Origin of the sequence: Paenibacillus sp. FSL P2-0089, assembly GCF_038595095.1 — a bacterium.
GTDB lineage: Bacteria > Bacillota > Bacilli > Paenibacillales > Paenibacillaceae > Paenibacillus_AQ > Paenibacillus_AQ silagei.
In genome coordinates this window covers 4,545,659-4,565,441 of record NZ_CP152006.1, presented here as the reverse complement: position 1 = coordinate 4,565,441, position 19,783 = coordinate 4,545,659, and the positions used below count along the sequence as shown (strand labels likewise).

The following is a 19,783-nucleotide window of genomic DNA, read 5'->3' as shown; positions in this document are numbered from 1 at the left end:
GGCAGTCCCCCTATAAGTTGAGTGAGTTAACCCCTGATTTGGCCGGAGCCGTGAATCATATATTTGCTTGAAGTCAATGCAGGCAGTCCCATTGGCCCGCGGGCATGGAGCTTCTGGGTGCTGATGCCGATCTCGGCACCGAAGCCGAACTCAAAGCCGTCCGTGAACCGGGTAGATGCATTGTGATATACCGCTGCAGCGTCAATCTCCTGCAGGAAGCGTGCAGCATTCGCCGCGTCTTCAGTTACAATACATTCGGAATGCTTGGTGCCGAATTCCGCGATATGTCCGAGAGCCTCTTCCAGCGTGTCAACGATACGAATATTTAGAATATAATCGTTGTATTCTGTAGCGAAGTCCTCTGGTGTGGCAGGCACAGCCCAAGGGATAAGAGCAACGGTATCCTGGCAGCCGCGCAGCTCCACACGGGCCTCGCGGAAGGCTTCGGCAAGTGCGGCGAGGTGTTCTTCGGCGTAAGCACGGTGAACCAGCAGTGTCTCCATTGAATTGCAGACCGAAGGCCGCTGGGCCTTCGCATTCACGCTAATACGCCGGGCCATTTCCGGATTGGCACTTGCATCCAGATAAGTATGACATATGCCTGCTCCTGTTTCAATAACCGGTACGGTGGCGTTCAGAACCACATTCTGAATCAGAGAGCTTCCTCCGCGCGGGATGATGACATCCAGCAGTCCGTTCAGCTTCAGCATTTCATCCACGGAGGAACGGTTAGGATCTTCGATCAGCTGCAAGGCATCCGGCGGAAGGGCGGTACCTGCAAGTGCGCGGTGCAGCACCTCGGCGATGGCACGGTTGGAGGAGAGGGCGGAGGAGCCGCCGCGCAGCACCACGGCATTGCCGGTCTTAAGGCACAGTCCAGCAGCGTCAACGGTGACGTTGGGGCGTGCTTCATAGATAATGCCGATGACTCCAAGCGGAACCCGTACCTTCTCAATGTGCAGGCCGTTTGGCCGTTCGATCGTCTCCAGATTGTCTCCAACCGGATCAGGCAGAACGGCAATCTGCTGCAAGCCTTCGGCTATGCTGTCAATCCGTCCCGCATCCAAGGCCAGCCGGTCGAGCATCGACTCCGGTGTCCCGTTCAACCGGCCGCGCTCCAGGTCTTCGGCGTTAGCGGCAATAATGTAATCAGCTTCGGCACGCAGGGCGGCAGCCATCACCAGCAGGGCTTCATTCTTCTGGGCGGTAGTCAGGCTTGCGAGTACCCCTGTGGTTGCTTTGGCTAGCGTTGTCTTGTTAACCACTTCACTCATGGCAATTCCTCCTCAAAAAAATTATGTTGGCATATGGATATACAATAGGATTTGCAAGATTAACGCAGTGTGATCCATTCGTCCCGGTGGATCACCTCCAGCCGGTGCACTTCACCGAGCTTGGGCACAATCTCGCGGCTCGGAAGCCCCTGAATGCTGCGGAGCTGGCTATCATCATAATTGACGATGCCCCGCCCAAGCAGCTTCGCATCCGGGCCTAGCACTTCGACGACATCCCCTGAATGGAAGCTTCCCTCAATCCGTCTAACCCCGACCGGCAGCAGGCTATGGCCCCCGTGGAGCAGCGCTTCAACAGCACCGTCATCGACATACAGTGATCCGAGCGGGGTAGACATGAAGCCCAGCCACTGTTTTTTGACCGGCAGAGAGGAGAGTGTGGTGGCAAAATAAGTGCCCTTGCCCGTCCCGGCTGCGGCCTGTGATAAATCCCCTGGCTCCTTAACCTGGCCCACGAAGACCGGAACGCCGCCCCGCGTGGCGATCTTGGCCGCGTCGATCTTGGAGCGCATGCCGCCGGTGCCCACGCTTGAGCCCGCACCGCCTGCAATGGCATAGATCTCAGGCGTAATCTCTTCTATATGCTCATACCGCACAGCATCCGGGTGCTTGCGGGGATCGCCGCTGTAGACGCCGTCCATATCGGTCAGCACCAGCAGGTGTGAGGCCTTCAGCAGATTGGCAACCAGCGCCGATAAGGTATCGTTGTCACCGAACTTCAGCTCATCCACCGATACAGTATCGTTCTCGTTGAACACGGGCACGGCGCCTTGGCGGAGCAATTCTTCAACCGTCATCATGGCGTTGTTCATGGCCCGGCGGCTGCAGAAGTCCGTACGGGTCAGGAGAATCTGAGCAGTGGGTATACCGTGGCCTGCGAAGGCCTCCTGATAAGCCTGCATCAGCATAACCTGTCCTACCGCCGCCGCCGCCTGCTTCTCATGCAGCAGCCTTGGGCGGGAAGCATAGCCGATGCCCCGGAAGCCGGCTGCGACCGCCCCGGAGGTGACCAGCAGCACTTCACAGCCGTCCTTGCGGAGCGCTGCAATCTCGGCGGCGAAGAAGGCGACCGCCTCACGATTAAGGCCGCCTTCGGGACCTGTGAGTGAGCTGCTGCCGATTTTGACCACAATTCTTGACGTCATTGTCTTTCACTTTCCTCTCGAATTGAAATGCCTGTAACACCCGGAAATGACAAAAAGCCCCCATCCTTAGACTTAGCAAAGGACGAAAGCTTGATTAACTTCCGCGGTACCACCTTCATTGATGAGGGTTCATCCGACTTCATTCTCATAACGGGAGTATCCGTCCTGCAGGGCAGGCCGCTCAGGGGTAGGATTCAGAATGACCTTCGCGGTAAATTCTCCCAGCCTTCAGGAATTTACTCTCTGCACACGAATATACGTCCATTCTTACTGGTCCCGTCAGCACGTTTCACTATTTGTCATTTAGAATACCATGCGGAAGCAGGGTTTGCAAAGAGCTCCGGACGAATATTTTTCTGCTGGGGCAGGGAGCGGATTTCCTGGTTGTCCTTCAGGGGAACGGGTAAAGTATTTATAATCAGTTACCAGGAGGTGGATTGAATTGAGTAAGAAGACTAATGTCCGACAGGAACAGAATCAGAATTCCAAAGAAGCCGCCGAATTTCAAAACAAAGCGATCCGAGAATTTGTCGAGGAAAAAGCCGGAGATTCCCGCACAGAAGGACCGGTTGACGAGAGTACTACCCGTATGCCCGATGACCAGAACCGTATGATCACGCAGTATAATTTGCGCAAATAAATAATTGCTTCTGCCAAAATATAGCAAATGCCCATCCGGCCTCATGATAAGAGCTGGATGGGCATTTGTTTCCGCCGGCTTATTCGCCTGCCAGTCCGGCGACCGTTGTCTGGAAGGTTTCAATGAAAGCTTCCGCAGCACGGGACAAATAGCGTCCGCGCCGGTAAGCGACAACCAGAGTACGGCTGGGTACCGGTTCAGCCAAAGGCAGGTAGACAGGCACGAATTCACTCCGCGGTGCCCGTGCAATGAAATGTGGCACGAGCGTTACGCCCATTCCGGTGGCTACAAGCGATTGGACGGTCTCCATATTGTTGCTCTCGAAGACAATCCGCGGCTCAAATCCGGCTCCACGGCATAGCTCCACCGTCATTTTGCGGAAGCCCTGTCCTTCTTTGAGCACGATGAACGGTTCATCCTTAAGCTCGGTCAGCGAAGTTCGTGTACCCAGCAGCATCCGCGCCGCCAGCGGATGCTCAGGCGGGACTGCCAGGTCGATCCGTTCCTCTCCAAGAACCTCATGAGCTAGAGTCGGAATCTCCAGTGGTAGGGATAGCAGGCTGAGATCTGTCTGGCCGCTGGCTGTCAGCTTCTCAAGATTCATGGAGGAGTCCTCCAGCAGCGTGATTTCAATCTCGGGGTATTTGCGTTTGAAGGCAGGCAGCACATGCGGCAGCAGATGCGCACCGGTGATCGGCATGCTGCCAACCACAACCCGTCCGGTGCGCAGCTGGGATATATCCGACATCTCCTGGCGCAGCAGTTCTACGGCATCAATGATGGTCTGAGCCTGCTCGACGAATTTCTTACCGGCATGAGTCAGCTCAACTGAACTGGTATTGCGCTGGAAAAGAAGGACACCCAGTTCTTTTTCCAGTTTGGAGAGTTGCTGGCTGAGTGAAGGCTGAGCGATATGCAGCTTGTCTGCTGCCCGGGAAAAATTACGCTCAGCCGCAATTTGCAGGACATATTGCAGTTGACGCAGTTCCATTTCAAACCTCCTTACAGGTTAGGTACCATCAATAGTAATCCGCTTTCTTATAAGTATATCCTATAAATCGGTCTGATTACATCGGTTTTTACAAGGGTTGCAGTAGCTGTCATATTGGGGAAATGATTTAAATTTGGCATAACCAACCATTGGGTGAGAGAAAAGCACCATTCGGTCGAGGAATATGGCATATTTCTACATTTATGTTTATTATGAGTGTATTGAAAGAAAATGATTGTCTTATAGATAATAATAATGTTAAAAAAGTAAAATAATACACAAATCGAAGGGATAAAACTAAATGTATTACTGGATAAAGTGCTTACAGTACTTAAACGGTTCTAGTCGACTCAGATATTTGGATTTTACACTTCAACAAATAAAATGCATAATATTTGTTTTAATTTATAGTGTTTCGTCAATTATATTTCCAAGTTACATAAGTAAAATAGTTGACTTAGGAATAAGCAATAGGAACATTGGAGATATTGCCAATTACACTATTACTATGCTGATTGTAGGATGTACGATGGTTGCTTTCCAATATTTATATCAAGTTAGCTTCTATAAATTTTCACAACGCTTTGTTTCTGAAATAAAAGAAATGGTTTTTGAAAAATTAATGAATACCAATGTAGCTTTTTGGAGCAAGCATAAGGTTGGAGACATGTTTACAGTTTTAGAAGAAGACATCTCATCAATAGAAAGCCTTTTCACAAAATCAATAAGCGGAATTTTATCCAATACATTAATTGCAGTAGGCATTTCCGCATATTTAATCTACATAGATAAAACTATTGGAATCATTTTAATATTGCTTACTTTTTCATTTGCTTTAATTCAAAAAAAATACGGTAAAAAAATTGAAGCATATGTGGTGCCATTAAGAGAAGAAATTGCAGATTTCTCATCCTATACAAATGAAATACTAAATAATGTGAATCATATTGAAATGGCAGGTGAAGTAAAACGTGCTTATTGTGGTTACTGCAAGAAGAACCGGTCTGTAGTAGAAAAAGCAATAAAACAATTAAGAATGATTACTGTGTTGTTTAGTATTGTTTCAAGTTATAGCGTAATCATTATTTTTGTAGTGCTGCTCATGGGGGCGCAAAGAGTATTATCAGGGACGATGACAGTAGGTGTTTTATTCAGTTTAATCATTTATGTACAAAGAATGTTTGGCCCAATAAATTCGATTGGTAGTGAGTATATATCTTTCAAAAAAAACATTCCTATTTTTAGACGGATATTTGAAGTTTTGGATAATAAAGAGGTTATTCAAGAAGGAAATTACACCCCTGACCTCGATCTATCAGGCAAGATTAGTGTGAATAGAATTGATTTTAGCTATGAAGAATCCAATCAAATATTGAAAGGGTTATCATTGGAGGTCCAACCGGGTGAAGTAGTAGGAATCGTAGGCAAAAATGGATGCGGGAAGACAACCTTAATGAAACTCTTTACGAAGCTCTGTGTACCTCAAAAAGGGGAAATTCTAATAGATGAAGTGATTATTGGAGATTACCAAACGGATTATCTGCATCATCAAGTCGGTTGCTTATTACAAAGTGAATTTATATTAAGCGGTTCTTTAAGGGATGTTCTGGATACTAAAAATCGCTATAGTGATCATGAGATTATTGAGACGATGAAGGAATTTTGCTTAGCAATAAAGGATTTTCCTGATGGGCTCGATACAATGATTAAAGAAAATTCATTAAATCTTTCGGGTGGACAAGTACAAAAGATAGCGTTAATACGCCTCTTCCTTCAGAATAAATCTATATACTTGTTAGATGAACCCACTTCAGCTATGGACATTGAAGCAGAAAAGGTAATCTGCAATGTGATTAGAAGAAAACTAGAAGGAAAAACAGCATTAATTATTACACATAGAGAGCAAATCTTAAATATATGTGATAGAAAAATAATGCTAGCGGAGGAACAAGAAAATGAACAGGAATATTATGTTAGGTCAGTTTACTAAAGTTTTGACTCATGGAAACAAAGTGATTTTAGGGAATCGAAGGAATGGAAAATGGATGAAAATGAGTCAGGAATGTTATGAAATACTTAAACTTGCCATGCAGGAAAGCGCAACGACTAATGAACTGATTGAAGCGTTTGAAGACCAGGAAGATAAGGAATACTTCTTCGAGCTGTTGCAACTTTTGTACAAAGAAAATTTGCTGGCCGATACGGAAGAGATGTTACTGTTCGATAAAAATTTCAGTGTTGATATAGCAATTACCAACAGATGTAATCTCAGATGCAAACATTGCTGCGTGGATTCTGACTTAACAAATTTGAGCGATCCGTTGGACACGGATGTTCTAAAAACGGTTTTGAATAAAGTGGTTAAATCAAAACCCAAGAGTATTTGCTTAACGGGTGGAGAACCTTTAATTAGGAAGGATTTTTTTGAGATTCTATCTCACCTGAATGATATTTACGATGGTGAAATCAGAGTAATGACGAATGGGACATTAATTAATAGTGAAAATGTGAAACAACTAGTGGCGCATGTATCAGCAATAGATTTTAGTATTGATGGTGTTAATGAAGACACATGTTCAACAATACGTGGAAAAGGAGTTTTTAACAAGGTCTTGCATTCGGTTGAATTATTAAAAAATCACCATTTCGATAAAATTTCATTATCAATGGTCTTGACTAAGGAGAACTATGTATTACGCAATCAATTTGAGGAATTAAATAAAGAATTAGGAACCCGTGGCATTGCAAGGGCTTTTAGCCCAATTGGAAGAGGAAAAGATAATAAAGATTCATTGCAGCCTAAAGAAAAAGAAGTTCAAATTGAAGAAATAAGAATGATGAATCTTGACATTGATGATGTTCATATTTGTCTCTGTGGGGGGTTATTTAAAGAGATTTATATAAATAGTAAAGGACAGATATATCCTTGCGGTTTATTGGAGAGAGATAAATATTATGTAGGCAATATATTGGAGATAGAAGATTTAAGCAGTTTTCTGGGGAGTGGTGAATTTAAAAAATATGATGGATATCAAAATTGGGAGTATTTACAGCCTGATAAACATGAAAAGTGTAAAGATTGTGATGTTAATTTATTTTGCTGGAATTGCTTGCATTACTTAGATCTTATAGAGAGCAATGATGGTTTTTATGAAAGTGTTTGTCCAGAACTGAAACGTAACTTCCAAAGGATTGTATGGGAGGATTGAGCAATGTTAATAGGAATTTGGGTAACTAAAGCATGCAACCTGAGATGCAGCTATTGTTATGAAGGAAACGACAAAAAGGAAATAGATATGGATCGCAATACTGCGGATCAAATAATTAATTTTATCCAAGAGAACTATAGTACTAATGATAATTGGTCAGAGGATCCATTAATTATACAATTCCATGGAGGGGAGCCATTATTAAATTATGACCTAATAACATACATTACTGAACGACTGAAATTATTATTCGCCACATATAAAAAAATAGTTATGTTTGGTATTACAACAAATGCAGTGTTACTTGACAAAAAGAAGATTGAATTCTTGGCGGAAAATATGAATTACGATTTTTCAATAAGTATTGATGGCGATAAAAAGGTTCACGATCAAACAAGGCTATTCTCAAATGGTACAGGTTCTTATGATGCAATTATAAATAAGGTTAATATGACATTGGAAAAAAGGAAGAATATTAGGGCTAGAGTTACATTTGGTGCTCAAACAGTTTCTCATTTATTTGAAAGTATTAAACATTTGATAGAATTGGGATTCTTAGTGATTGTCTGTATCCCTGACTATTTCGATAAGAGTTGGGATGAGAAACATATAGATGCTTATTTAGATCAGCTTGGTTTGTTGAAAGAATATTATTTAAGGAATAGGTTAGATGAAAAAAATGTGGAAATTCCAATCTTAGAAAATAATATTTTCAAGAAAAATAAGTGTTCTGGCGGTTATAGCAGTATTCACATTGACCCAACCGGAGAGATTTATCCGTGTTCCTATGTTGTAGGAGATACTAAATATAAAATCGGTTCAGTACATCTAGGAGGAATTAATAATGATTACTTAGCAGATATCTCAAGAATTAATGACTGCAACATGATGGAATGTGAAGGGTGCAATAATTATAGCAGTTGTCTTACTGTAAGATGCCGATACCTCAATGAATTATTAACTGATGACGGATTGTGTCCTTCAGCAACAATATGTGCTTTTGAAAATGCCAATTATAGTTTTTTAAAATCAGTTTAGAGATAGAAGTAGCTAGGAATGCGAAGAAGGAGGACTTATTATGAGTTTAAAGATTAAAAAAATTGCGGACAAAATTAATGCATTAGAAGTAAAAGGGCAAGGTTGTAAAGATGATTGTGCCGATTGGTCTGGAAAAAGTGCCTCTAACCCAGCAGGTTGCTCTGTTACATTCAGCTGTAAAATTACTTGCGCATTTTAATGTGAACAAGTAGGTAAATTTACTTAAAAAAACCATTTCAGCATTCCTAGTCTATTTTTATATAATGGGTAGTGATTAAAATCACTACCCATACTTATTATATGCAACTATAGGGAGATCAAAAATGAATCCTGATGTAATCATTATTGATACGGGAATAGTTCAAGAGAACTCCATTGGAAATGTTATCGGTGGTATGGGTTTGACTGATGAAGATAGCGATTTCGAAGACGATAATGGTCATGGTACTCAATGTGCGAATATAATAGCGCAAATGTGTGAAGCGCAGCCCAATATTTTTGCGATTAAAGCATTAAATCAAAATATGGAGAGTTCACTTGATACCTTAATAGAAGCCTTGGAGTATACGCGTAAACTTAATATTCGGACAATTAATCTTAGCTTAACTACAATTAAGAAAAAAAGCAGATCAAGGCTACAACCAATTATACATAAACTCAAGAGTGAGGGTAAGATCATAATATCTTCAGCACCTAATCAAGGTTATTTGGGTTATCCAGCTGCATGCGATGGAGCAATCGGTATAAATGGTGCTATACTTCAGGGGAACAGTGATTATTGGTACAATAAAAGCAAGGTGATCCAATGTATCGCTAATAAAACGCCTAATTTAGTAAAGAGTATAAGTGATTCATATAAAATGTTTGGCGGAACGAGTAAGGCTACCGCAACTGTTACAGGTATAGTATTGAATATATTAATCAAGAAACCTGATTTGAAATACGAGGAACTGGAAGTATTATTGCAAACATTTGCCGAAAGAAAACTATGGAAAACAAACGATGTTATTGGTGCTAATACACTAAATTTCGATTCGGTTGAAGTTCTAGGCCAAAGCAAACTAAATAACGAAATAAAAGAAATATTGTTCTCATATTTTAAGAAAAGAGATAGAGATATTACCGCAGAGCAACTAGCGAGCACTAAATTAATTGATTTATTGTATCCAAATGATTTTTTTGAGATTTTAAAAGAAATAGAAGCGATTACAGGTGTCAGCATTAATTATAATGGTGTTGATTATAGAGTTTTTAGTTCAATAAGCACATTAACCAAATTTATTGAACATACTAAAGAAATGAATGACGAATAAAAAAATACATCAGGAGTATTTCTGCTGATGTATTTTTGAAGTTGTTCATCCGCTATTGAACGGTCTCTATGGAATCCACAATACTCATGTCTGCGATTTTGCGGAGTGGAATACATGTTGCGGTTAAGCAAACCACAATAGAAATAAATGCAGCTCCCATAATGGGGAGAAATGGAACGGGGATAAGCTCTATGGTGTCTGTTTTAGCAGCACTTACAAAGATTGAACATGAATACCCTGCTATAGAACCGGCGATAGCTGCGATAATTCCGTAATAGGCGCCTTCCCAAAGGAAGGTCTTGTATAAGCTTGAAATGCTCATGCCTATCGCTCGCTGAACCCCGATTTCAGTAATACGGGTATGAATATTTGTGTACACGGTATTAATTATATTTAGAATTCCTATAAGCCCGATAAACAGAATCAATCCCCATGCTAACCATTTGATCTGCTGATAGCTTTCTGCAAGCTGTGTATCTGTATCTTGATAAGAAAGCCATTGGCCCCCTCCAGCTTGTTCACTTATTTGAGTAATAACTTTCTCAACATTTTCCTTATCAGCGTTGGGTGACAAGACAGGATACAACTCCGAATAATTGATTGTTTCTGTAATCTGATCGTAGATCGTATCATATACAATGATTTGAACCCCGTTTACAAATCCGTCATTATCCAGTGTGATTGAATTACTGCTTTCATGCAGAACTTGTAACGTCAAGTTATTGACAGATATATTATCGCCTACGGAAATTAAGGTACTGCTTAATCGGGTATCTCCATAATTTATGGCGATGGGATTTTTGATAATACAGGCTTTTCCTGCTTTTAAATCCTGGAGTTCCGGTTGGGTAAGTGCTGGTGCGATCATTTTTAACCGATCTTCATCAACACCAATAATATGCAGCGCCTCGCCTGGCTGTAGTGAAAAAGATGTGGAAATTGGCATCTGCCCCTTGCTATCCTGTGTATACAGGCTATATTTCAAGGTGGAAACGGAAGTTATATCTGCTAAGGATTTGAGTTCCTTCACCACTTCTGGAGAAAAACCAGTTGTCTTATTGGTAATGGAGTAATCACCAATATGCATTTTTTGTACGGCAGTGCTCGTATCCAATAATGTGGAAAAACTCTGTAATGCTATAAATACCGTTATACTCATAAATAATGATAAGATAGTAATTGTCGTTCTGCCTTTATTTCGCTTCATATTCATTCTTGCGTAGAAGGCTTCGAAGGAACGTATACGCCGAGCCTTTCGATTTTTTCGTCCAACCCGTATTGACGGACCTGACATTGCGAGCGTCGGAGAAACCTTTGCCGCATATCTTGCGGCAGGGAATGCTGCAAGATATGCAAACAATAATGTAATTACTGTACTGATGAGCAGAGGAAGTATTTTCCCGGAACTATTTTTGGCTATCAACAGGGCTAATTCTTCCGATGAACTTGTTAGAAACAGGTCCGGAGACAAGAGGCTGGTTGCGGAGATGGTAATTCCTTTGGCAAACAATATGCCAAAAGTGATCCCTGCAGGAACACCTATTCCACAGAGTAGGGCAAGCTGTAGCGATACTAATATATATAGTTTACTGCGTTCCGCACCAAGAGCGCGTAATGTACCGTATTCGCGGATGCGTTTCGTTACAGAGATTTTCAAAATGTTATAAATAACAAGACCGGAGGCTAAAAGAACAAGAGTACCAACGAGAACGCTTGCAACGGCCATAAAGGGAAAACCGGAACCATTGTCTGAGTCATCGCTCTTATGGGTGTAATCAATACCCACTGCTGCTAGAAGGATGTCGTTGTACTGAATGCAATATTCAGGCAGAGCAAATTGAGCGGCGATATCATCAACCGTGTTCTGGAAGTGATTTTTGTTTATCATACGAACATCTGTGGAGTACAGTTGGTATTTTTTCGGCAGCAGCTGTTCCGCTGTTCCTTGACCGGCAATACCGTTAACACCGCCGGATACATACCCTAAGTAATTACTTTTTAAAATGCCGGTTAAAGTGAAGGTAGTCTTATATTCAAAGGGAGCCTGATCGTCCCGTATAAGCGAGATACGGATCGGCAATGTAATGTGGTCTCCAAGTTTGCCGGAAAAATTCAATAGATTTAATGCATCTTGTGGTAAGGCAACTTCATGGGGTGACTGAGGTAAGCGTCCGGATGAAAGTTGTGTTATGGATGGGTAGACTGAAAGTGTATCATCTTCATATTCACGAAGCCAAATAGAAAGTTTAGTATTCGGTATTACTGAGGTGCCGATATTCATAAAGCTACCTGAGAACGACAATCTATTATCGAAGTTAAGCTTCTCTTTTTGCTCTTGTGTAAGTTGATGAAAAGTAACATAACGGTTGCCATTAAGTGCTGCAGCCTGCTGTTGACGCAAAGCACTTAATATACCAAGGGATTGGCCGATAACCGTAGTCATAATTGTAGATAGAATAATTGCAATTAAAATTAAGACGGAAGTGATCTTTTGGTTATTCAACTCTTTCCATACAAGAGAACGATAGGATTTCATTTCGCCGCCACCTCCGAAAGGAGGCCGTCTACAATAACAAATTGTCGTTCCGCCATGCGTGCGATCTGGTTGTCATGGGTAATAACCACAAGGGTTTTGCGCATCGTACGCCAAATATCATAGAGTAAACTCATAACCTCGTTGCCGCTTTTACTATCTAAGTTTCCCGTGGGTTCGTCAGCAAAGACAATGTCAGGTTTTGCAATTAGTGCTCGGGCAATGGCGACACGTTGCTGCTGGCCACCAGAGAGTTCGCTGGGCAAGTGGGTCATTCGACTTTTGATTCCAAGCATATCTGTTAGGTCTTTAAGATAAGCCTCATCCACCTGGCGTTTGTCCAACAGCAGAGGCATGATAATATTTTCCCTTGCGGTCAGGACAGGTAAGAGGTTGAATTGTTGAAAAATAAATCCGATTTTCTGGCGACGAAAAGCGGAAAGCTCCTTGTCACTGGTGAGGTAGATATCTTTCTCATCGTAGATAACACTGCCGGATGAAGGTTTGTCCAGACCGCTTAACAGATGAAGCAATGTGCTCTTCCCGCTACCCGAAGGCCCCATAAAGGAAATGAAATCTCCAGGCGCAATTTCTAAATTAACATGATTAAGGGCAATGACACTGTTTTCGCCGTTGCCATAAAGTTTTGAAAGGTCTTTTGCCTCAATATACATACACAACTCTCCTTTTCAATTGATAAGGAGAGTGTAGAATATAAATCTCAAAAAATGCTCAAGATTTCAAAATATTAAATGAAGCCGTTGCCATTGCACCATTTTCTGTATTTTGTAAGGCTAGGGTGCCTCCGTGTTTTTCACAGAGCAGCCGGCAAATGTACAGTCCCATCCCAAAATGCCCTGAATCCCCAGAAGGATGATCTCCGCGTAAAAACGGTTCTGTACCGCGGGATAACATATTTTGAGAATAGCCTTCACTATCATCCTGAACAGTAAGAAGCATACTGGAATCATCGCAGGTGACAGCAACACTAATTTGCTTACGGGCGTACCGGACGGCATTCGAAACGAGATTTTCTGCCACATTATAAACAATGGACCGATCAACCCAAATCCACTCGTTTTTGTTGGCGTTATTATCATGCAGATTAAGCTTCTTGTCTTTACGTAATATCGTCAGACTTACCGAAAGCTCTTGGATTAGAGCCGACCACTGAACCTGTTTTAAATTGCATTGCATTTCCTCTAATCTCTGGGCACTGCTCATCGTTTCTATAAAAGCTTCAATCCTGCCGGAATACTCTTCAAGTAATGAAAGTGTATCACCGATCTCTTCTTTTGTTTGTTTTCCACTTGTTATTCCCATTTTAAGCAGCTTTACCGAGCCTTTGATTACGGTTACGGGATTCCGCAAGTCATGAGAAAAAGCAGCATTTAACCTCTTTCGCTCCTCAGTTTGCCGCCACAGTTCCCTGTTGTTTTTCAGAAGCTCACATCGCATCGTTTCAAATGCGTCACAGAGCTGTCCAAGCTCATCACTTGCAGAAGATACAATCGAGAAGTCCAGGTTGTTGTGCATAATTTGCCGGGCTCCATTTTGCAGAGCGGCCAGGGGCATTTTAAGCTTAATCCTATAAAAAAGCCAATCAGCTAAAAATAATCCTGTTAGTACATATAGAGTGGGAAGCGCAAATTGCAGGATGCTAAAAATGTGATACCATGCCGGGTAAGCAGGTTCTGGGGGCACTGGTGTGGCTCTGACATCATTGCCATCCATCTTTAATTCAATAGACGGCCCATAATGCCTGGAAATTTCGCTGATCCCCCAAATTGATATGACGCTCAGGAGCAAAGCGATAAGTAAAAATATGGCCGATAGAAAAAAGAATGCTTTTTTTAAACTCATATGGTTTATCCGTTCCATTTATAGCCTACCCCCCATACCGTATCAATGTAGCTTTTCTGAGTAAATACCGCGAGTTTCGCACGAACTTTACGAATATGTTCCATAATCGTATCGCTGCTTCCTTCTCCGTCAGTTCCCCAAATGGCTTCATAAATGTGGTCGCGGTCAAAAACTTGCCCGGCATTCATAGAAAGCAGTTCTACAATTTCAAATTCTCTCTTTGACAGTGGTACAACAAAACTGGAGACAGAAACTTCCCTGTTAGAATAATTTACGGTAAGATCTCCAAAAAAACGGATTATAGATTGCTTATGCATACGATTTTCGCGACGTAAATGGGCTTCTACTCTTGCCCCCAATTCATCAATATCAAAGGGCTTGAGGATATAGTCATCTGCTCCTGCGCGAAAACCGATAATTTTATCGTTACTTTCAACTCTAGCCGTTAGAAAAAGGATTGGACAGGAAATATACTTGCGAATTCGCTGACAAACTGTAATACCATCGATGTCTGGCATATTGATATCAAGCAGGATAATATCGGGCTGACAATGGACTCTTTCAAGTGCTTCATTTCCGCTAAGAGCTGAATATACCTGATAACCTGATGACTCAAAGTAATTCTTCAGAATAGAGATAATTCCTTTTTCATCATCAATGAGCAAAATTTTACTCTTCAATCTAAAAAACCTCCTTAAGAATCTTTAATTATGACTAGTATCTTGACCAATGTTGATTCTGATTTTATGCTATTATTATAAGGAAAATATGGTAAGAATGGCAGATGGATGAAGAATAATAGATTCGACTCGAACCAAATTTAATGCCACAAAAATAATGAAGGGTAGTGGTTGAATGCTAAATGTTGCATTTTGTGATGATGATGTTAAATTTTTGAATAGCATTGTATCTGAAGCAAAAAGAATATTCAAAAGGCTAAAAGTCAATACAACCATCTACACTTATACAAATGGTAAAAAACTAATTGATGATTTTGAGCAATATCATTCGTATTACGATATCATTTTTTTGGAGTTAGACTTGCCGGTAATGGATGGGAAAGAAGTGGCGAGAAAACTGCGCCTTTTCGATAAAAAATTCAAGCTGGTATTTGTTACTTCTTCCGAACAAGAGGTTTTAAATACCTTCCAGTATGATATAAGCGGTTTTTTACCTAAAAGACTCATGAACGAAAGATTATTTTTAATAATAGATCGTGTGGTAACTGCTATAAAAGATGATAACCCGCAACTTCAAGTTTTTAAAGTTACCATCACAGGCGATAAAAGAGCGTTAATCAAAGTTCCCTTAAATGATATAATGTTTTTTGGAAGTGTAAACAGGAAAAGCTATTTACATACCAAAAGGAGAACCTACTTATTGCACGGATTTAAATTTATAGATTTAATAGCGCAATATAGCGAGCAGGGTTTTGTTGATATACATAGAACTTGTATAGTAAATATTCAATATATTTTTTCGGTTGATGATATTGAAATTCGTCTTGATGATGGAACCTTGCTTCCCTTAAGCAGGCGGAAAAGGTCTCTGGTGCTGGACAAGTTCCTTCAGAAGGTTAGTGAGGGTATGAATATTAGGAAGTGAAATCCTGCAAGAGCCTTTTGTTAAAATCTTGTGTCTCATAGGTACAGCCTATCAGCGCTATAGAAATCATATCTTGGAATTATAAACGTGGTGATGTTATATTTAGAACATTCAAGAGAGACTCCACGCTCTCTTCATAGGAACGATTCTACTATTATGAGGTGAAATTCATGGGCAACAAGACAATGTTTGAGAAGATTTGGGATAATCACGTTATTCATCAGGAAGAAGGCAAGCCGAGCATTATTTATATCGATTTGCATCTCGTTCATGAGGTTACTTCTCCGCAGGCGTTTGAAGGGCTGCGTCTGAGCGGCCGTAAAGTCCGCCGTCCGGGACTTACCTTTGCGACAATGGATCATAACGTGCCTACCAAGGACCGTTACAATATTACCGATCCGATCTCCAAGCAGCAGATTGATACGCTCTCGCAGAACTGCCGTGATTTCGGCGTAAGATTGTTTGACCTGAATGATATTGACCAAGGTGTCGTTCACGTCATGGGACCTGAGATTGGCCTGACCCATCCCGGCAAGACGATTGTCTGCGGGGACAGCCATACCTCCACACACGGAGCCTTCGGTGCACTGGCGTTCGGGATCGGCACCAGCGAAGTGGAGCATGTGCTTGCCACCCAGTGTCTGCAGCAATCCAAGGCCAAGACCATGGAAGTGCGCTTCACCGGCAAACGTAATCCGGGTGTGACTGCCAAAGACATGATTCTCGGCGTAATTGCCAAATACGGAACGGACTTTGCAACTGGCTATGTTATCGAATATACCGGCGAAGCTATCCGTGAGCTGTCGATGGAAGAGCGCATGACCGTCTGTAACATGTCGATTGAAGGCGGAGCAAGAGCGGGCCTGATCGCACCGGATGAGACAACCTTCAACTATCTGCGCGGACGTCAATATGTGCCGCAGGGTGAAGCGTACGATGCCGCCGTTGAGACCTGGAAGGGCCTTGTTAGTGACGAAGGCGCCCAGTATGATACTGTGGTCGAATTCGATGTAGAAACACTTATCCCGCAGGTTACCTGGGGAACTAGCCCTGGTATGGGAACGGATATCAACTCCACCGTACCGAACCCTGCTGATTTCACTACCGAGAATGAACGCAAAGCAGCCGAGAAGGCGCTTGAATATATGGATCTGGCTCCCGGTACACCGATCTCCGAGATCGGAATTGATTATGTCTTCATCGGCTCCTGCACCAACGGCCGGATTGAGGATCTGCGGGCTGCGGCTGAAGTAGCCAAAGGCTATAAGGTATCTGACAAAGTTACAGCTATTGTTGTGCCAGGCTCCGGGCGCGTGAAGATGCAGGCCGAGAAGGAGGGTCTGGACAAAGTGTTCACCGAAGCTGGATTTGAATGGCGTGAAGCCGGCTGCAGTATGTGCCTGGCGATGAATCCGGATGTTCTGCAGCCGGGCCAGCGCTGCGCTTCTACTTCTAACCGTAACTTCGAAGGACGACAGGGACGCGGAGGACGCACGCATCTGGTCTCTCCTGCCATGGCGGCTGCGGCAGCCATCAAAGGACGCTTCACGGATGTGCGTGACTGGAACTACAAGACGGAAGCCGTCAACTCATAGAATAATTGAGAGAGCAGGAGGATTCAGCAATGGAAGAATTCAAGAAGTTAACAGGAATTGTAGCCCCGGTAGACCGGGTTAATGTAGATACGGACGCGATTATCCCCAAGCAGTTCCTGAAACGGATCGAGCGCACAGGCTTTGGCCAATTCCTATTCTACGAATGGCGTTTTGATGAAGCAGGGAATGACAATCCGGCATTTGAGATGAACAAACCGCGTTATGAGGGAGCCTCTGTGCTGATTTCCCGCGCGAATTTCGGCTGCGGCTCCTCCCGGGAGCATGCGCCTTGGGCCATCATGGATTACGGGTTCAGAGTGGTCATAGCGCCATCCTATGCCGACATTTTCTATAACAACTGCTTCAAGAACGGCATTCTGCCGATCAAGCTCTCAGAGGCCCAAGTAGACGATCTCTTCAGCCGCACGGCAGAGCATGAGGGCTACACGCTTACAGTGGATCTGGAGAACAACAAGCTGAGTGATGATTATGGTCTGGCCATCACCTTTGAGCTGGATGAGCACCGCCGCCAGTTCCTGCTGCAGGGGCTGGATGATATCGGCCTGACACTTCAGCATGCCGATGAGATTGCTGCTTATGAAGAGCGTCATGCAGCCAAGCTTTTTGCCTAAGAGCTAAGTTAAGTTAACGGCTGAAGCATATTTATTCTTAGTATTTACACAAAACTTCTATTTCCGGGTGTCGGAAATAGAAGTTTTTTTGCTATAATCGAGATATTATTGCCTGCGAAGGCAACTTTTGGGGATTATTGTCGTCTTAATCTTATCTGCAAATCTATCAATGGACCAAAGGAGAGGAAAGGATGAAGAAAGCCGGACAACGGGTGTTGCTTCTACTGCTGCTGCCACTGCTCCTCCTGTCATTCGCCGGCCACAAAGCTGCGGCAGCCGGAACAACCCCCGGTAAGATCGTGATGGACAGCAAGGAGCTTGCACTGCCTAAGGGGGTAATCCTCGAGAACGTGAATGGAAGCGTTATGATTCCGATCCGTGTAGTGGTGGAGAATCTGGGCTTCGAAGTGCTGTGGGAACAGAGCAGCCGCAAGGTAACTGTCCAGCAGGACGGCAAATCCGTACAGCTTGCAGTCGGCAGTACCACCGCACAAGCCGATGGAGTGAACCTAACGCTCAATGCTGCGCCTAAGCAGAACGGCGGGACGGTACTGGTGCCTATCCGCTTTGTCAGTGAGCAATTCGGTCTTAGCGTCGGGTGGGACAATACGGATAAGACGGTGTACTTGAGCGGAGGAATAACGGAGACAGCGCCAGTCGCTTCAGATCCGCTGCCGTCAGCCACCCCAGCTCCATCAGAAACAACCGAAGCGGCTCCAGGGGCAGTTCAGTCCCCGTCACCAACCACTCCGCCTCAGAGCGGCACAGAGACTCTGGAGGAATTGGACGGAAGTGTTATAGTTGCTCCGACTCCGCCAGCTACATCCCCTGTAGTGAAAGGGGCGGTATTTAGCGAGAACCGGCTGATTGTAGCCGCTGCCGGAGGAGCCAAGGCTACGGTTACGAGAGTTACCGGACCCGACCGGATCGTAGTGGATTTTGCCGGAGCGGCATTTGCCCCTGATTTCAGCGGGAGCTTCCCGGGCGTATCTACTGGAGGAAGTCCGCAGGGCAAGCTGGATGTGAGCGGCTACCCGCTTGTAACTGAAATACGTTATGCATTATTCAGTACGAATCCCCCGACGGTCAGGTTCGTAATCCAGACTACGGGCTACCAGAATTATCAGGTAAGTACAGATGAGAGTACAGGACTAGTCACAATCGATCTGAATGTAACGGGCAGCGAAACGGGGGCACCCGTGAATCCGGGATTCACCGGAAGACCGGTTATTGCGCTTGATGCCGGACACGGGGGAAAGCAATCGGGTGCGGTTAGCCTTACAGGCAAGCTGGAAAAGACCTTCAATCTCGCGGTCATCCTGAAAGCCGGAGCTATTCTGACGCAGGAAGGCTGGGCTGATGTCGTCTACACCCGTACATCGGATATTACATTGGGTCTTCAGGATCGTGTGAAGATTGCCCAAGCGGCGAATGCTACGTTGTTCGTATCCCTTCATGCGAATTCACTGGATGTATCCTATCCTAACCGGAGCAAAGTTAACGGAAGTGAGACGTACTATAGCCGCAGTGAGAGCCTGCCGCTTGCCGAGATTATGCAAAAGCATCTGGTAGCGGGAACCGGCTTCAAAGACAACGGCGTCCGCTCGAAGAGTCTGCATGTCACCCGGGAGACCCGGATGCCTGCGATTCTGCTGGAGGCGGGGTATCTGACCAATGCTGGGGATGAAGCAGGCCTGTATAGTGAACAACTGCAGAATAATCTGGCCCGCGAAATCGTAGCTGGAATTAAGGAATATCTTGGTTTGTAACACTGCATAAGCGGAGTTGTCTGAAACCGCACTACATACCTTTTAACTATAGGGAATACACAGACATTTCCACTTTGGTTGGGATTTATTCGCAACTTTTAAGTTCTAAAGGCGTCTACACTATGTCGAAGGTTGTCAGTTGGCATGCCATCAAGAAC

The 19,783-nt window shown here is 43.8% G+C and carries 17 protein-coding genes; 10 read left to right on the top strand and 7 right to left on the bottom strand.

Features of this window, described 5'->3' with window-relative positions; all coding sequences use genetic code 11:
* Nucleotides 1-26: 26 nt before the first annotated feature.
* Together NST69_RS19110 and proB are read right to left on the bottom strand one after the other, a co-directional pair.
* Nucleotides 27-1,274, bottom strand: a complete 1,248-nt coding sequence (locus NST69_RS19110) for a glutamate-5-semialdehyde dehydrogenase (protein WP_036727212.1) — start codon at nt 1,272-1,274, stop codon at nt 27-29.
* 59 nt (nt 1,275-1,333) lie between these two features.
* Nucleotides 1,334-2,437, bottom strand: a complete 1,104-nt coding sequence (gene proB, locus NST69_RS19105; RefSeq protein ID WP_036727210.1) for a glutamate 5-kinase — start codon at nt 2,435-2,437, stop codon at nt 1,334-1,336.
* Nucleotides 2,438-2,879: 442 nt separating this feature from the next.
* Between proB and NST69_RS19100 the strand changes: the two genes are divergently transcribed.
* Nucleotides 2,880-3,077, top strand: coding sequence for a hypothetical protein (locus NST69_RS19100; protein ID WP_036727208.1), 198 nt, complete (start codon nt 2,880-2,882; stop codon nt 3,075-3,077).
* A 79-nt stretch (nt 3,078-3,156) separates the two neighbouring features.
* Here NST69_RS19100 and NST69_RS19095 read toward each other — a convergent pair whose 3' ends face one another.
* Nucleotides 3,157-4,068 carry a LysR family transcriptional regulator gene (locus NST69_RS19095; RefSeq protein ID WP_036727207.1) on the bottom strand — a complete coding sequence of 304 codons (912 nt, stop codon included), beginning with the start codon at nt 4,066-4,068 and terminating at the stop codon, nt 3,157-3,159.
* A 301-nt stretch (nt 4,069-4,369) separates the two neighbouring features.
* Here NST69_RS19095 and NST69_RS19090 point away from each other — a divergent pair, with 301 nt between their 5' ends.
* The 5 genes from NST69_RS19090 (at nt 4,370) to NST69_RS19070 (ending at nt 9,628) form a co-directional block, all read left to right on the top strand.
* A complete protein-coding gene (locus NST69_RS19090; RefSeq protein WP_339249258.1) occupies nt 4,370-6,058 on the top strand; it encodes an ABC transporter ATP-binding protein in 1,689 nt (562 codons plus the stop codon).
* Nucleotides 6,024-7,277 carry a radical SAM protein gene (locus NST69_RS19085; protein WP_339249256.1) on the top strand — a complete coding sequence of 418 codons (1,254 nt, stop codon included), beginning with the start codon at nt 6,024-6,026 and terminating at the stop codon, nt 7,275-7,277. Before NST69_RS19090 ends, NST69_RS19085 begins: the two co-directional genes overlap by 35 nt.
* Nucleotides 7,278-7,280: 3 nt before the next feature.
* Nucleotides 7,281-8,315 (top strand): radical SAM protein, encoded by a 1,035-nt coding sequence (locus NST69_RS19080; RefSeq protein ID WP_209869913.1) that lies wholly within the window; start codon nt 7,281-7,283, stop codon nt 8,313-8,315.
* 40 nt (nt 8,316-8,355) lie between these two features.
* The gene (locus NST69_RS19075) at nt 8,356-8,514 is read left to right on the top strand and encodes a hypothetical protein (RefSeq protein ID WP_179090430.1); all 159 of its coding nucleotides are present in this window, start codon (nt 8,356-8,358) and stop codon (nt 8,512-8,514) included.
* Nucleotides 8,515-8,638: 124 nt separating this feature from the next.
* On the top strand, nt 8,639-9,628 hold the full coding sequence (locus tag NST69_RS19070; RefSeq protein ID WP_209869910.1) for a S8 family serine peptidase: 990 nt from the start codon (nt 8,639-8,641) through the stop codon (nt 9,626-9,628).
* A gap of 52 nt (nt 9,629-9,680) precedes the next feature.
* On the opposite strand, the gene NST69_RS19065 is transcribed toward NST69_RS19070, so the two are convergent.
* From NST69_RS19065 to NST69_RS19050, 4 genes are read right to left on the bottom strand one after another with little or no spacing between them, the layout of a single operon-like run.
* Entirely contained in the window at nt 9,681-12,164 is a 2,484-nt protein-coding gene (locus NST69_RS19065; RefSeq protein ID WP_036727205.1) for an ABC transporter permease, read from the bottom strand.
* The gene (locus NST69_RS19060; protein ID WP_200869566.1) at nt 12,161-12,841 is read right to left on the bottom strand and encodes an ABC transporter ATP-binding protein; all 681 of its coding nucleotides are present in this window, start codon (nt 12,839-12,841) and stop codon (nt 12,161-12,163) included. Before NST69_RS19060 ends, NST69_RS19065 begins: the two co-directional genes overlap by 4 nt.
* A 52-nt stretch (nt 12,842-12,893) precedes the next feature.
* Nucleotides 12,894-14,042 carry a HAMP domain-containing sensor histidine kinase gene (locus NST69_RS19055; protein ID WP_051478161.1) on the bottom strand — a complete coding sequence of 383 codons (1,149 nt, stop codon included), beginning with the start codon at nt 14,040-14,042 and terminating at the stop codon, nt 12,894-12,896.
* Nucleotides 14,030-14,704 carry a response regulator transcription factor gene (locus NST69_RS19050; RefSeq protein WP_339310346.1) on the bottom strand — a complete coding sequence of 225 codons (675 nt, stop codon included), beginning with the start codon at nt 14,702-14,704 and terminating at the stop codon, nt 14,030-14,032. The genes NST69_RS19055 and NST69_RS19050 overlap by 13 nt, the downstream gene beginning before the upstream one ends.
* A gap of 175 nt (nt 14,705-14,879) precedes the next feature.
* Here NST69_RS19050 and NST69_RS19045 point away from each other — a divergent pair, with 175 nt between their 5' ends.
* The 4 genes from NST69_RS19045 to NST69_RS19030 all read left to right on the top strand — a co-directional run bounded on the left by NST69_RS19045 (nt 14,880) and on the right by NST69_RS19030 (nt 19,625).
* Nucleotides 14,880-15,629: a LytTR family DNA-binding domain-containing protein gene (locus NST69_RS19045; RefSeq protein ID WP_209869904.1), complete on the top strand. Its 750-nt coding sequence runs from the start codon at nt 14,880-14,882 to the stop codon at nt 15,627-15,629.
* A 170-nt stretch (nt 15,630-15,799) separates the two neighbouring features.
* Nucleotides 15,800-17,224, top strand: a complete 1,425-nt coding sequence (gene leuC, locus NST69_RS19040) for a 3-isopropylmalate dehydratase large subunit (RefSeq protein WP_036727197.1) — start codon at nt 15,800-15,802, stop codon at nt 17,222-17,224.
* A 29-nt stretch (nt 17,225-17,253) separates the two neighbouring features.
* A complete protein-coding gene (gene leuD / locus NST69_RS19035) occupies nt 17,254-17,856 on the top strand; it encodes a 3-isopropylmalate dehydratase small subunit (RefSeq protein WP_209869901.1) in 603 nt (200 codons plus the stop codon).
* 191 nt (nt 17,857-18,047) lie between these two features.
* Entirely contained in the window at nt 18,048-19,625 is a 1,578-nt protein-coding gene (locus tag NST69_RS19030) for an N-acetylmuramoyl-L-alanine amidase (RefSeq protein WP_209869898.1), read from the top strand.
* Nucleotides 19,626-19,783: the final 158 nt, after the last annotated feature.

What these genes read in the sequence shown, in the direction of transcription:
- NST69_RS19110 (WP_036727212.1), bottom strand. Translation starts at nt 1,274, where the DNA reads ATGAGTGAAGTGGTTAACAAGACAACGCTAGCCAAAGCAACCACAGGG.
- proB (WP_036727210.1), bottom strand. Translation starts at nt 2,437, where the DNA reads ATGACGTCAAGAATTGTGGTCAAAATCGGCAGCAGCTCACTCACAGGT.
- NST69_RS19095 (WP_036727207.1), bottom strand. Translation starts at nt 4,068, where the DNA reads ATGGAACTGCGTCAACTGCAATATGTCCTGCAAATTGCGGCTGAGCGT.
- NST69_RS19090 (WP_339249258.1), top strand. Translation starts at nt 4,370, where the DNA reads ATGTATTACTGGATAAAGTGCTTACAGTACTTAAACGGTTCTAGTCGA.
- NST69_RS19085 (WP_339249256.1), top strand. Translation starts at nt 6,024, where the DNA reads ATGAACAGGAATATTATGTTAGGTCAGTTTACTAAAGTTTTGACTCAT.
- NST69_RS19080 (WP_209869913.1), top strand. Translation starts at nt 7,281, where the DNA reads ATGTTAATAGGAATTTGGGTAACTAAAGCATGCAACCTGAGATGCAGC.
- NST69_RS19075 (WP_179090430.1), top strand. Translation starts at nt 8,356, where the DNA reads ATGAGTTTAAAGATTAAAAAAATTGCGGACAAAATTAATGCATTAGAA.
- NST69_RS19070 (WP_209869910.1), top strand. Translation starts at nt 8,639, where the DNA reads ATGAATCCTGATGTAATCATTATTGATACGGGAATAGTTCAAGAGAAC.
- NST69_RS19065 (WP_036727205.1), bottom strand. Translation starts at nt 12,164, where the DNA reads ATGAAATCCTATCGTTCTCTTGTATGGAAAGAGTTGAATAACCAAAAG.
- NST69_RS19055 (WP_051478161.1), bottom strand. Translation starts at nt 14,042, where the DNA reads ATGGAACGGATAAACCATATGAGTTTAAAAAAAGCATTCTTTTTTCTA.
- NST69_RS19045 (WP_209869904.1), top strand. Translation starts at nt 14,880, where the DNA reads ATGCTAAATGTTGCATTTTGTGATGATGATGTTAAATTTTTGAATAGC.
- leuC (WP_036727197.1), top strand. Translation starts at nt 15,800, where the DNA reads ATGGGCAACAAGACAATGTTTGAGAAGATTTGGGATAATCACGTTATT.
- leuD (WP_209869901.1), top strand. Translation starts at nt 17,254, where the DNA reads ATGGAAGAATTCAAGAAGTTAACAGGAATTGTAGCCCCGGTAGACCGG.
- NST69_RS19030 (WP_209869898.1), top strand. Translation starts at nt 18,048, where the DNA reads ATGAAGAAAGCCGGACAACGGGTGTTGCTTCTACTGCTGCTGCCACTG.